The 13117-nt window shown below is 73.6% G+C and carries 11 protein-coding genes; 2 read left to right on the top strand and 9 right to left on the bottom strand.

What is annotated here, in order from left to right; all coding sequences use genetic code 11:
• Positions 1-12: 12 nt before the first annotated feature.
• Positions 13-2190, bottom strand: a complete 2178-nt coding sequence (locus BJ982_RS32790; protein WP_203958963.1) for a SpoIIE family protein phosphatase — start codon at positions 2188-2190, stop codon at positions 13-15.
• A gap of 266 nt (positions 2191-2456) precedes the next feature.
• Positions 2457-3251, bottom strand: coding sequence for an SDR family NAD(P)-dependent oxidoreductase (locus BJ982_RS32785; protein WP_184886502.1), 795 nt, complete (start codon positions 3249-3251; stop codon positions 2457-2459).
• 134 nt (positions 3252-3385) lie between these two features.
• Between BJ982_RS32785 and BJ982_RS32780 the strand changes: the two genes are divergently transcribed.
• Positions 3386-3856, top strand: a complete 471-nt coding sequence (locus BJ982_RS32780) for a MarR family winged helix-turn-helix transcriptional regulator (protein ID WP_184889674.1) — start codon at positions 3386-3388, stop codon at positions 3854-3856.
• A gap of 28 nt (positions 3857-3884) precedes the next feature.
• Here the strand turns inward: BJ982_RS32780 and BJ982_RS32775 are convergent, their stop codons facing one another.
• The 7 genes from BJ982_RS32775 to BJ982_RS32745 all read right to left on the bottom strand — a co-directional run bounded on the left by BJ982_RS32775 (position 3885) and on the right by BJ982_RS32745 (position 11858).
• Positions 3885-4499, bottom strand: coding sequence for a GTP-binding protein (locus BJ982_RS32775; protein ID WP_184886500.1), 615 nt, complete (start codon positions 4497-4499; stop codon positions 3885-3887).
• The gene (locus BJ982_RS32770) at positions 4480-4869 is read right to left on the bottom strand and encodes a DUF742 domain-containing protein (RefSeq protein ID WP_184613853.1); all 390 of its coding nucleotides are present in this window, start codon (positions 4867-4869) and stop codon (positions 4480-4482) included. The genes BJ982_RS32775 and BJ982_RS32770 overlap by 20 nt, the downstream gene beginning before the upstream one ends.
• Complete coding sequence (locus tag BJ982_RS32765) at positions 4866-5306, bottom strand: roadblock/LC7 domain-containing protein (RefSeq protein ID WP_203958962.1); 441 nt, start codon at positions 5304-5306, stop codon at positions 4866-4868. The genes BJ982_RS32770 and BJ982_RS32765 overlap by 4 nt, the downstream gene beginning before the upstream one ends.
• Positions 5306-7795 carry a sensor histidine kinase gene (locus BJ982_RS32760; RefSeq protein WP_184886496.1) on the bottom strand — a complete coding sequence of 830 codons (2490 nt, stop codon included), beginning with the start codon at positions 7793-7795 and terminating at the stop codon, positions 5306-5308. The genes BJ982_RS32765 and BJ982_RS32760 overlap by 1 nt, the downstream gene beginning before the upstream one ends.
• 240 nt (positions 7796-8035) lie before the next feature.
• Complete coding sequence (locus tag BJ982_RS32755; RefSeq protein WP_184886494.1) at positions 8036-9646, bottom strand: prenyltransferase/squalene oxidase repeat-containing protein; 1611 nt, start codon at positions 9644-9646, stop codon at positions 8036-8038.
• Positions 9643-10509: a terpene synthase family protein gene (locus BJ982_RS32750; protein WP_239122856.1), complete on the bottom strand. Its 867-nt coding sequence runs from the start codon at positions 10507-10509 to the stop codon at positions 9643-9645. The genes BJ982_RS32755 and BJ982_RS32750 overlap by 4 nt, the downstream gene beginning before the upstream one ends.
• Positions 10506-11858 (bottom strand): cytochrome P450, encoded by a 1353-nt coding sequence (locus BJ982_RS32745; protein WP_260413886.1) that lies wholly within the window; start codon positions 11856-11858, stop codon positions 10506-10508. The genes BJ982_RS32750 and BJ982_RS32745 overlap by 4 nt, the downstream gene beginning before the upstream one ends.
• 402 nt (positions 11859-12260) lie before the next feature.
• On the opposite strand from BJ982_RS32745, the gene BJ982_RS32740 reads away from it, so the two are divergent.
• Positions 12261-13097, top strand: coding sequence for a Gfo/Idh/MocA family protein (locus BJ982_RS32740; protein WP_239122855.1), 837 nt, complete (start codon positions 12261-12263; stop codon positions 13095-13097).
• The last annotated feature ends 20 nt before the right edge of the window (positions 13098-13117 follow it).

Here is a 13117-nt window from a genome sequence, read left to right as displayed (position 1 = left end):
CACTTGGTCTCGTCACGGTAACCTTCCATCGCCTACCTTGCCGTATTCCTGTCCCGAAGGCGTATCGGCGTGGTCGTGGTCCCCGTCGGCCGGGTCGGTGGCGATGAGCAGGAGGGCGATGTCGTCGTCGCGGCTGACGGCCTGGGTGGCGTGGCGGATCAGGCTGTCGGCGAGGGCGTCCACGTCCGGGTTGGGGGCGTGCAGGAGCCGGGTGGCCAGGTTGTCGATGTTGTCGGTGATGTCGGTGCCGGGCTTCTCGACGAGGCCGTCGGTGAACAGGGCCAGCAGCGTGCCCGGCGGCATGGAGATCTCTGTGCTCTCGTAGGTGGTCGTGGGGTCGATGCCCATCAGCAGGCCAGGGGGGATGCCGGGGACCTCGGTGTGCCCCTGGGGGTGGCGCAGGACCGGCGGCAGGTGGCCGGCGCTGGCCAGGCGGGCACGGCCACGCGCCAGGTTGATGTGGACGTAGAGGCAGGAGACGAACAGGTCGGACTCGAAGTCGGCCAGGACGCGGCTGGTGCGGGCGAGCACCTCCTCGGGGGGCACGCCGGTGGTGGCGTGGGAGTGGACGGCGGTGCGGACCTGGCCCATCAGCGCGGCGGCGGTGACGCTGTGGCCTTCGACGTCGCCGATGACCGCGACGGCGGTGGAGTCGTCGAGGCGGATGAGGTCGTAGAAGTCGCCTCCGACGTCCATGCCGTGGCTCGCGGGCAGGTACCGGGCCGCGGCGGTGAGGCCCGGGATGACCGGCATGATGTGCGGGAGGAGGGCCTGCTGGAGGCTGTGGGCCAGGGAGTGTTTGGCGTCGTACAGCCGGGCGCGGTCCAGGGCCTGGGCGATGAGGGCCGCCAGCGAGGTGAGGGTGGCGCGTTCGTCGGCGGTGAACGTGTGGGGGTGGCGGTAGGAGAGGACGCAGCAGCCGACCGGCTGGCCGGAGGTGATCAGCGGCAGGAACGCCCACGCCTGCTTGCCGCTGATCGCGGGCGCCTGCGGGTAGTCGCGGGCCATCTCTTCGGGGGCGCAGAAGAAGGCGGGGGTGCCGCTGGCGAGCACGTGGCCGACGGGGGTGAGGTCGCTCTCCAGGTGCAGGCCGTCCAGCATCTCGATGCGCCTGGGGTCGTAGTCGCGGTATCCGATGATCTTCAGGCGGCCGGCGTCCAAAGTGTTCAGGACCATGCCCTGGGCGCCGAAGGCGGGCAGGACCTGGTCGGCGATCAGGTCGACGACGTCCTGCACGCCGACGGTCTCGGTGAGCGCGGCCGCCAGGTGGATCAACTGGTACAGGCGGCCCACGCCGGCGATGCCGGACGCCGGAAGGCTGCGCGAGGGGGTGGCGGGCGGGGTCTGCCCGGCGCCCACGGGGGTGATGAGCGCGCTGATGCCGGAGGCGTCCGGATGGAGCTGCATGGCGAGCCACTGATCCGGCGGGCGCAGCACGGAGTAGGAGACCGGCTCGCGGGTGGCGACCGCGGTGCGGTAGTGGTCCTCGTAGATGGGGTCGTCCAGCCAGGGCAGCGACTGCCACGGCAGGGTGCCGAGCAGTTGGTCGGGGCTGCGGCCGAGGAGGTCGGCCGCGCGGGCGGTGACGAAGGTGATGTGGCCCTCCAGGTCGAGGGCCAGGGCGCCGGGCAGGCGTTCGGCGAAGTCGATGGCCGCGAGGCTCGGCTGCGCGGCCTGGGGACGGTCCAGCGGGGCGATGCGGGGCTGCTCGGGGATGACGGGAAGCTGGGCGGCGTCGTCCAGCGCGCGGGTGAGCCGCCGCGCGCTGGCCGTGATGGTGGTGCGTTCGCGCCTGGTGAGCTCGGGCGGATGCTCGTCGAGCCAGATCAGCAGCAGCGCCCCCCAGCGGCGCCGGGCGCCGGTCAGGGGGACGGCGGCCACCGAGAGCTCGTGGGGGAAGGCCGCGGCCAGGCGCGGATACCGGCGGGCCAGGGCCTCCTGACGGCCGATCCACACCAGGCTGTTCTCGCGCACCGCGTCGGTGATCGGGGCGGGGGTGTCCAGCGGCAGGCGCCGCCAGGGGAGGGCGAACTCCAGGAGCGGACCGCACAACGTCACCAGGGCCAGCACCGGCTCCTGCCGGGTGAGCAGGTAGACGGCCCCGCCCGAGGCCCCGGTGCGGCGGACCGCCGCGCCCAGTTCCTCGTCCAGCAACATGCCGTGGGAGGCGTCGTCAGCCGGCCTGCTCATCGGGATCTCCGTCGGAGCCGGCGGCGTGGTGGGCGGGCGTGCGGAACCGGTGTGCCGGGCCGGAGCCGTCGTCTGGCTCGGCCTCGCACCATGAATGCCGCAAATCGCCCACAAGAGGACAATATGACCGTACGGTGGTAACGGCCAGCACATCGGGGGAGCTTGCCGCAAAGGCCGGACAACGAATGTGGAAGGCTCCGTCCAAATCGGGGTCGCTCCGCCCCTGCGGTGGCGGACGGCCGGGTGGTGCGACGCCGAAGGCCGGGTCATGGGATCAGGGTCGGGATCACGCCGCCGTCGACGCGCAGGGCCCCGCCCGTCGTGGCGGAGGAGTGGTCGGAGCTCAGGTACAGGACCAGGTTGGCGATCTCTTCGGGCCGGATGAGCCTGCGGATGAGGGAGGTCGGGCGCTCCTCGGTGATGAAACGGCGCTCGGCCTCGTGGAAGGGGACGTCCTCGCCGATCAGGCTGGTGATGAACTGCTCGACGCCGGGCGTGAGGGTGGGGCCCGCGAGGACGGAGTTGACGGTGACGCCGGTGCCGGCGACGGCCTGGGCCATGCCGCGGGACACGGCGAGCTGGGCCGTCTTGGTCATGCCGTAGTGGACCATCTCGGTCGGGGGGAGCACGGCGGAGTCGCTGCTGATGAACACGACGCGCCCCCAGCCCTTGGCGGTCATGTGGGGGATGTAGTGGCGGGCGAGCCGGATGCCGCTGAGCACGTTGACCTCGAAGTACCGCCGCCACTCCCCGTCGCTGACCTCGAACACCGGGGCGGGCGCGAAGACGCCCGCGTTGTTGACGAGGATGTCGACCTCGGACTCGGCGGCGGTGATGACGTTCGCGCCGTGCGCCGTGGCGACGTCGGCGACGAGGGCGTGGACGTGCTGGTTGCCGGTGAGCTCGGTGATGTGGGCGGCGGCCTCGCGCGCGCGGACCTCGTCGCGCCCGTTGACGAGCACGCGGGCGCCGGCGCGGGCGAGAGAGGTGGCGATGGCGTGGCCGATGCCCGCGCTGGAGCCGGTCACCAGCGCCGTGCGGCCTTTGAGGTCGATCTGCATGCCATGACTCCAGACGGTTGCGCGAGCCTTCATCGACCGCCGACAATAATTGCGCACGCGGGTAATTGCAAGCGCGGTATAGGGGCGCTTGTCCGGTAGGATGCGGCATGTCATGTCTCGATCTGGAGGCCGTCATGTCGCTCCCCGATGAGGCCCCCGCGGCCCACGGCGCCGAGGAGGCCGCGGAGTCCCGCGCGCAGGGCTGGCGCAGGCTCGCGGCGCTCCACTCCCGCATCGAGGACGCGCTGGAGAGGGCCCTGCAACGCGAGCACGACCTGTCGGTGGTCGAGTACGCCGTTCTCGACGTGCTCAGCCGTCAGGACGAGCACCATCTGCGCATGCAGCAGCTCGCGTGCGCGATCGTGCTCAGCCAGAGCGCGACCACGAGACTGGTCACCCGGCTGGAGAACCGCGGCCTGCTCGGCCGCTACCTGTGCCCGACCGACCGCCGCGGCATCTACACCGAGGTCACCGAGGCGGGCCGCGCGCTCCTCGCCGCCGCGCGCCCCACGCATGACACGGTGCTCGCCGAGAGCCTGACGGCCGCCGCCGGCGTCCCCGAGCTCGCGTCCCTCGCCCGCGCCCTCGAAGGCGAGCGGGCCTGAGGACGGAACGGACGCCGGCGGGGTGCCGTCAGCGGGTCGCGGGCTCCTGCGCGGAGCGCCGCGTCCGGGCCTGCATGGCGTGCTCCACGAGTGTGACCAGCACGTTCTTGCTGGACTCGCGCCGCCGGGCGTCGCAGAGCACGACCGGGGTCTCCGGGCCGAGGTCGACGGCCATGCGGATCTCCTCCAGGTCGTAGCGCCTGGCGCCCTCGAAGCAGTTGACCGCGACGATGAACGGCGTGCCGCGGCGCTCGAAGTAGTCCACCGAGGGGAAGCAGTCGGCCAGCCGCCGGGTGTCGGCGATCACGACCGCGCCCATCGCGCCGAGGGCCAGCTCGTCCCACACGAACCAGAACCGCTCCTGCCCGGGCGTGCCGAACAGGTACAGCACGTGGTCCTCGCCGATCGAGATGCGGCCGAAGTCCATCGCGACCGTCGTGGTCTTCTTGTCCTCGACGCCGGCCAGGTCGTCGACGCCGACGCCCCGGTCGGTGAGCATCTCCTCGGTGCGCAGCGGCCTGGTCTCCGACACCGAACCGACCATGGTGGTCTTCCCGACCCCGAACCCGCCCGCGATGAGTATCTTGATCGCGGTGGGCAGCTTCGCCCGGCCGACGTCGCGGCTAGAGCGTCCGTAGTCCATTGAGCACCGCCTTGTAGGTTTCCAGGTCCAGAACGTCGGTCTCCCGCGCGGGCTCCTGGATGGCCACGAAGCCCCTGTCGACGAGGTCGCCGAGCAGGACGCGCACGGTGCCGGCCGGGAGGTCGAGGTGAGCGGCGATCTCGGCGACCGACAACGGCCTGTCGCAGAGCTTGACGATGGTGTGGTGCTCGGGGCCGAGCCCGGGCTCGGCCGTGATCACCGGGTTGATGGTCACCACGAGGGTGATCAGGTCGATCTTGCCCCGGCTGGGCTCCGTGCGGCCGCGTGTCATCACGTACGGGCGGACGATGCGTCCGGCCTCGTCGTCGAGCCACTGCTCGTCCGCGGGGTCGTCGGAGAGGCTCGTCATAAGGCGTCCTCGTTCCTAGGGGGATTCCTCGGGGGAAGGGTCTCCGTTCGTGCGGGTGAGGTCAGGTACTGGCCGACGCGCGCCACCAGCATGGCCATCTCGTAGGCCACCAGGCCCACGTCGGCGTCCTGCGCGGCCAGCACCGCGAGGCAGGCGCCCTCGCCCGCCACGGTGACCACCAGATACGCCGACCTCATGGCGATGATGGTCTGGCGCACGGCGCCGCCCTGGAAGCGCTCGCTGGCTCCCTGGGCGAGGCTCTGGACGCCCGCCGCGACGGCGGACAGGTGTTCGGCGTCGGGCCGGCTCAGCCCTCGCGACGCCGCGAGGAGCAGACCGTCGGTGGACAGGACGATCCCGTGCTCGGCCTCCCTCACCCGATGGACCAGGTCGTCGAGCAACCAGGTCAGATCGGCGGGGGAACTCGTCCGTTGCATCACTCGCCGTCCTCTGTTACCGGATCACGGTGTTCTCTTCCTGGCAGCCCCGCCGCCTCCGAGCGCCCGCGCTCGGTGCCGCTCTGGAACGAGCCCATCAGCCGGCGGATCTCCTCCGGCGAGAAGTGGTCATCCTCCTCCTGGCCGGGGGAGGGCGCGGCCGGATCCTGCCGCAACCCGGGCGCGAGGTGCGCCTGGGCGACGCGGCGGGGCAGGCCCGAGGGCGTGAAGGCGGGCGCGGCCTCGTCGGCGGCGGCCGTGGCGCGCGGCTCCGCGTGGCGCGGGCCGGGGGCGGCGTTCGGGGGCGGGCCGTCGTGCGCCGCCATCCTGCCGCCACGGCTGCGCGTCGGCAGGGCCGGACCGGGGACGTACGGCGCGAGGTCCGGGGCCTCGGCGAGGGGGAGATCGGAGAGGTCGCGGGGAGCGGGGGAGGGCGGCCGGGGGAGGTCCTCGCGGAGGTGGTGCGATCCCTGGGGCGGCACGCCGGCGGCTGGGGACGGCAGGGCGTCGCCGGCCACGGGTCCGGTCAAGGGCCCGGGAGTGGCGTCGGCGGGGGAGTCGGTCGTGGGTTCGGTCATGGGCTCCATGCCGGGGTCGAGGTCGGCGTCGCCGTCGATGAGCTCGCGCGGGATCAGCACCACCACCGTCGTGCCGCCGTACGGGGACGCCTTCAGCGTGACCTTGATGTTGTGGCGGGAGGCCAGGCGGCTGACGACGAACAGGCCGAGGCGCGGCGTGCCGGTCAGCTTGAACTCCGGCGGGTCGGCGATGCGCTGGTTGGCGTCCGCCAGGTCCTCCGGGCTCATGCCGAGGCCGCGGTCCTCAATCTCGACGACGTAGCCCTTGGCGACTTCCTGGCCGCTGACCTGCACCGACGCGTACGGGGGAGAGAAGGAGACGGCGTTCTCGATGAGCTCGGCGAGCAGGTGGATGACGTCGCCGATCGCGCGGCCGGCCAGCTCGGCCTCTCCCATGGGCATGAGCGTGACCTGGGTGTAGTCCTCGACCTCGGCCAGCGCGCCGCGCACGACGTCCACCATCGGCACCGACCGGCGCCAGGCGCGGCCGGGGGAGGCGCCGGACAGCACGATGAGGTTCTCGGCGTTGCGCCGCATGCGGGTGGCCAGGTGGTCGACGCGGAACAGGTCGGCCAGTTCCTCCGGCTCGGTCTCGCGCCGCTCCATGGCGTCCAGGACGGTGAGCTGCCGGTGGACCAGCGACTGGGTGCGGCGGGCCAGGCTGAGCAGGATGCCCCGGTAGCTGCGCCGCAGCTCGGCCTGCTGCACCGCGACGCGGATGGCCGTCTCCTGCACGCTGTTGAACGCCTGGCTCACCTGCCCGATGGCGTCGTTGCCGACCGCCAGCGGCGGGGCCTCCGCGGTCACGTCCACCTCGTCGCCGCGGCCGAGCCGCTCGACCAGGCCGGGCAGCCTGCGCCCGGCCAGCTCCAGGGCGGCGGTGCGCAGCTCCTCCAGCCGGCGCACCAGGGTGCGGGCGGTGGTGATGGCGAGGACGATCGAGGCGATGACCGCGAAGAGGCCGAGCCCGCCCGCCAGCACCAGGCGGATGACGACGGCCGTGGCCAGGGGCGTCGCGCGGTCGACCAGCGCGTCGCCCGCGTCCTCGACGAGCCGGTCCAGCTCGGCGATCAGGGCGTCGGCGGAGGACCGCCACGACGCGACGGGCAGGAAGGACCGGGCGCCGTCCGGGGGGACGCGGACGAGCTGGTCCTCCAGCGCGCGGAGGCGCCCGAAGGTGTCTCCGGCGGCCAGCCGTTCGTAGGCGGCGTGCGCGGCGGCGGGCAGGTCGGCGGAGGCGCCGTCCAGGGAGTACCGCTGGGCGCCGACGAGCTGGGTGAACTTGATCCGGTCGTTGGGGCCGAGGCCGCCGGAGGTCAGCGCGCCCACGACGAACGCGTTCTCCTGCGACAGCAGTTCCTTGGCCCGCGCCATCGCGACCAGGGTGCGGGTGTCCCGCGCGAAGTCCTGGTCGTCCAGGCCGGCCAGCCCGTCGTAGATGTTGTAGATGGACTCGATGACCTGGGTGAAGGCGTCGCCGGCCGCGTGGCGGTCGAGCTCACCCGCGTCGATCTTCTTGCGCAGGGGGACGAGGCGCTGGAGCGAGCGGTCGGCCGCCTCGATCCGCTGGATCACCACCGCGCCGGCCGCGCGCCGGACGCCGTCGTCGCCGACGAGCCGGTGGAAGGTGGCGCCCGCCTCCAGCGTCCGCGCCCGCTGGGGGGCCAGGGCGTTCCTGCGCTGGTCAGGGGAGGAGGGCTCCGCCTGGACCGCCGCGGTGAACAGGCGCTCGCGCTGCAGCTCGGTGATCAGCCGCTCGGCGGGCTGGGACACGTTCGTGTCCAGCGTCGAGACCCACAGAAGGTTGAGTCCTTCCCGCAGCGTCACCCAGGCCGCGAAGGCCCAGAGCGCCGCGAGGGATAACAGGAGCGCCGTGACCTTGGTCCGGACCCGCGGATTCTGGAAGCGCATAACTCCATCCCTGGCCAAAGTCAGGAAGCCTCGGTGCGGTTCACGGCGAATGATATCGGCATATGAGCGGCTTGCTCGTTCGCTGGCCGCCGTACCACTTGGCAGGTGCAATTCCACCTTCTTGCCCGCAGGCACCCTAGCACGGGCGAAAACGGACTAGAACCCCCTGAAGTCAAGATTGTCAGGGGGTTAGTTAGGAAGGTTTTCTATAGTGAAGTATTGCGTCTTTCGTCCCTTTTGTCAGGTAAGTAGGGATACCTCCGTGCCGCGGGAGGCCAGGTGCAGGGCCGCCGTCACCGCGGCGCGGACGACGGCGCGCGGCGCGTACAGGTCCTTGTCGTGCCACATCGCGGGCATGGGCGGACCGCCCGCGCGCCCGCCCGTGTCCCGCAGGAAGGCCCGGCCCCGCGCGCACGCCCGGTGCCGCGCGGCCTCGTCGCCGGCCGTCCCGCACAGCAGCAGGACCTGCATGGCGTACGCCGTCTCCTCGGCCGTGCCGCTCCACACGCCCCAGGAGCCGTCCCCGCGCTGCGCCGACAGCAGCCACCAGACCGCGCGCCGCACCGCCCCCGCCGAGTCGCGGCGGCCGTCGAGCGCCAGGGCGCAGCACATCGTGGCGTAGTACGGCGAGGCGTGCCACCGGTCGGTCCAGCTCCCGTCGGCCCGCTGCCGCTCGCGCAGCCACCGCGCCACCTCGCCCGCCGCGGTCGCGTACCGGCCGGGCGCGCCCCCGCGGCCCGCCGCGTAGGCGTGGAGGCAGTCCAGGACGTGCGCGTTGACCGTCGTGGAGACCCCCTCCTCGCCGCGCCAGGTCACGAAGTGCTCGTCCGCCCGGTAGTCCCACAGGGCGGCGGGCTCCACGCGGACGCCGAGCAGGGCCAGCGCGTACAGGGCGACGGAGGTCGTGTCGGCGTCGGCGGGCAGCCCCGGCCCGGCGGCGACCCCTCCGGGCCGCGCGGCCGGGCGCAGACTGGCCGTGAGCGCGGGCGGCACGCGCAGCGGCACGCCCGCCCGCGCCAGCGTGGCCAGCGCCCATCCCCGCTCGAACACGGTGATGGGCAGCGCGCACGGCACCGGCCCGCCGTGCAGCCCCGCCACCGTCTCCAGGTACCGGCGGGCCGGATGGCCGGGCCCCGGCACGGTCCGCGCGCCGAGCCACGCGGCGGTGGCGGCGGGCGAGGCCCCGATCGTCCCGGACGGCGTGAGCTCCACGCCTCTGGCTCCTGCCGCCGCCTCGCCGCCGACCTCCAGGGCGTGCGTCAGCTTCTCGGGCGGCCGGGCGCCGGACCGCAGCGCGGCCCGGATCCCGGCCAGCTTGGCCACGCCCGCGCGGTCCGGCGGGGGCAGCGCGACGCCCTCCACGCCGTGCCCGCCGGACAGGTCCCGCGCCCGCCCGCCGAGCTCGTGCAGGCGCCGCCCGATCGCCTCGGTCAGGTACGCCACGATCAGCTCGCGCGCCGGCATGTCCGGGGCGGCGGAAGAGGACGTGCGGCGGGCGGACAGCGCGCGCAGCCCGCGCGCGGCGGCGGTGGCGACCCGCTCGCCCAGCCCTTCGGGGGCGCCGCGCGCCAGCTCGGCGAGCAGCGCCTCGGTGGCGCTCAGCGTGGGGACCAGGCTGTAGTCGTCGTGGACGCCCCAGGCGCCGTCCTCCCGCTGCGCCGCCGTCAGGTACACGATCCGCTCGGCGTGCCCGGCCAGCCACGGGGCCAGCGCGACCACGCGCCCGGTCTCGTACACCGAGACGGTGACGTCGCCCCACGGCCGCCCGGCGAGCCCGGCGACCAGGCGCTCGGCGTCGCGCACGCCGACCTCGCCCCCGCGCGCGGCGAAGGCGAGGTCGGGACCGCTCACAGGCGGCCCCAGTACTCGCCGAGCTCGTAGAAGCCCGCGCAGAAGTCCATCTGGCGCTCCAGATAGACGGCCAGCCGCTCGTGCCCGCCGCGCAGCCCGGCGATCAGGCCCCTGGCCTCGCCGGTGAGCGCGGCGGCGCGCCGGGCGACCGTCTCGCGGGGCACGCCGATGAGCAGGGCGTTGACGTCTCCCCAGCTCTTGTCGCGCTCGTAGGAGCCGAGGTCGTTGAGCAGGCGCATCACCCGCTGGACGGCGCGGCCGGCCTGGAGCACGCGGCCGGCGTCCCGCGCCGCGCCCGGCCCGCCGGTGGCGATCCAGTGGCAGGTGAACACGAAGCAGAAGCCGTGGTTGTCGGCGTTGCCGAGGTACTCCTCCAGGGACGGCCGGGCCCCGGCGGCCTTCCACTCCCATTCCCGGGCCATCGCGCCGAGCATCCGCGCCAGCTCCTCGCGCCAGACGGCCCGCAGCTCGGGGAACGCCGGGGCGTCCGCCAGGTCGGCGCGCAGGTCCCCCAGCATGCGGGCGAGGTCGTCGTCCAGGGCGGGCGCGGCGCCGTCCGCCACCGCGAGGCACGCCCCGACCAGCTCGCGCACCTGGCCGGGCGAGGTGTGGACGTAGTCGACCAGCCAGTCCAGGGCGAACGCCCACAGGCACGCCTTGTTGGTGGCCGCCAGCTCCTCCGCGCTGAACCACGGGCCGCTGAAGGCCATGGCCATCGAGACGGTGCCGTGCAGCGCCGCGTCGAACGGCCGGGCCGAGAACAGCGAGGGATAGGCCGCCGCCCACTGCTGCATGTGCCGCTGGGAGCGTCCGGCGACCGCGCAGACGCGCCCGCTCTCCAGCGCGTCCAGGCCCGCGCTCACGCCGCGCCCCGCCGGGCGCGGACGAGCACCAGCTCCACCTTCCGGCGCGGGCGCAGCGACCCGGCGGGGAAGGGCGTGAAGGGCCCGCCGCCGCGGAGGATCGGGCGGAAGCGGCTCAGGACGGCGGCGATGATCAGCGGCGCGGCCATCTCGAACAGCGGCCTGCCGAGGCACAGGTGCGGGCCGCCGCCGAAGGGGAAGTACGCATAGCGGTGGCGGCGCTCCTGCGCGCCCGGCGCGAAGCGCTCGGGGTCGAACTCCAGCGGGCGCTCCCAGAACTCGTCCAGCCGGTGGGTGGCGTACGGCGTGATCAGCACCTGCGCCCCGGCCTCGACGGCCACTCCGCCGACGCGGTCGGCCTTCTCGGCCATGCGAGGGAACAGCCACCCCGACGGCCACAGCCGCATCAGCTCGCGCAGCACCATCGAGGTGTAGGTCAGCTCCGGCAGGTGACCGGCCCGCACGGGCCCGGCGCCGACGACCCGGTCCACCTCGGCGTACAGCTTGGCGGCGACGTCGGGGCGCCGGTCCAGCGCCGGCCACAGCCAGGTCAGGGTGGTCGCGGTCGACTCCGCCGCCGCGCCGTACACGCTGACGACGTCGTCGCGGATCTGCCGCTCGCCCTCGCCCCGCTCCCGCCGGGCGTGGCAGAGGGCGGACAGCACGTCGCCGCCGGGCCGCGGGTGGCGCCGCCGGATCATGGGCAGCACGACCTCGTCGATCGTCTCGATGGCCTCCTGGTAGGCCCGGTCGCCGGGCAGCCGCATCGAGTACGACAGGGAGGGCAGGAACATGCGGAGCGCGACCGCGCGCGCGGCCTTGTCGTAGGCGGGGGACAGGCGGCGCCCGTCCTCGGGCGAGAGCCGCCCGCCGAACAGCACCTTGATCACGGTCTGGTTGACGAGGTCGGCCAGTTCCTCGCCCGCGTCGAACGCCCGTCCCGAGGCGGCGTGGACCTCCAGTTCGCCGACCCGCTCGTCGATGGCACGTGCCATCTCCTCGCCCAGGGAGCCGACCTTCCTGGCGGTCAGGAGCGGCTGGAGGATGCCGCGGCTCGCCTCCCAGGCGGCGCCGTCGTCGAGGATGCTCGCGCCGAGCAACCGCCGCAGGGGACGCCAGAACATCCCCTGGCGCTGGTAGTTCTCCCAGTTGCCACGCAGCACGTGCTGGACGTGGTCGGGGTGGCTGACCAGGTAGACGGGCGTGGATCCCGCCGGGAGACGGACGATCGTCCCGCGGGAACGTCTGGCGAGCGCCGCCAGCGTGTTCACGGGGTCGCGCACGATCTGAGGGAAGAGCCGGTGGAGGGGGACGGTTCGGGCATGCCGGGGGGAAGCGGCGACCGACATCGTGGGGTGCTCCAAGGGTGTGCTGCGGGCCGTGCCGCGTTCGCGTCATGCGTGAAAGGCCGTGAAAGGCCGTGACCGGTTGTGCCGCACGAGGCGGGCGCCCGGAACCGGCGGGGAGGTCCGGCTCCGGGGCCTCCTATCGAGCGCCGCTCACCGCATACCGCGAACGCGACAATTGGTAATTTCGTGCGGCAAAATGCCACATGATCAATGAAGTATCACGATCGCGGACCGCGATCAAGGTTTCGGTCAATAACCACTTAGACCGCCGAAAATGGCCTTTTCCGTACAGTCCGGAATCCAGGGGCGCGATACCCGACGCCGGACACCCCGCGTGGCTGGGCTAGTCTCGCTCCGATCGGTCGGACACCCGGGGAGCTGAGCGTCGTGGAACCAGTGTCGGTGGGTCTCATCGGAGCCGGGCCCTGGGCGGAGGCCGTACACGCCCCCATGCTCGCCGCCGGGCCGCACACGCGGCTCGCCGGGGTGTGGGCGCGCAGGCCCGAGGCCGCCGCCCGCCTCGGGGCCCCGGTGTACGAGCGGGTCGAGGAGCTGTTCGAGGTCTGCGAGGCCGTCGCCTTCTGCGTCCCGCCCGCCGTGCAGGCCGAGCTCGGCCTCCTCGCCGCCAAGGCCGGCAAGGCCCTGCTGCTGGAGAAGCCGCTCGCCGCCGACCTCGACGCCGCGCGCCGCCTGGCCGACGCCGTGGGCGAGGCCGGCGTCGCCTCCCAGATGGTGCTGACCTTCCGGTACGCCCCCGCGACCAAGGACTTCCTGCGGCGGGTCTCCGAGATCGACCCCTTCGGCGGGCACGCCGTGAACGTCTCCGGCGCCCTGCACGAGATCGACTCCCCGTGGCGGCGCGAGCGCGGCGCGATCCTCGACGTCGGCCCGCACGTGATCGACCTGCTGGACGCCGCGCTCGGGCCCGTCATCGGCGTGCGCGCCCACGGCGACCCGCTCGCCTGGACGGGCCTGCTGCTGGAGCACGAGACCGGCGCGGTCAGCGAGGCGTCGCTGTCCATGGCCGCGCACGGCGAGGACGGCGTCTCCCGCGTCGCCGTCTACGGCCACCGGGGCGGCGCCACGCTGACCGGGGACGCCCTCGGCCCGGAGGTCTTCCCCGCCATGGCCGCCGAGTTCGCCGCCACCGTGCGCGCCGGCGGCGGCCACCCGCTGGACGCCCGCCACGGGCTCCGCCTCCAGGAGATCATCGCCGCGGCCGAGGCCCAGCTCGCCTGACCCGCGGTGGTACGCCCGTC

Source organism: Sphaerisporangium siamense (assembly GCF_014205275.1).
Taxonomy (GTDB): domain Bacteria; phylum Actinomycetota; class Actinomycetes; order Streptosporangiales; family Streptosporangiaceae; genus Sphaerisporangium; species Sphaerisporangium siamense.
This window is presented reverse-complemented; position numbering and strand designations above follow the sequence as displayed.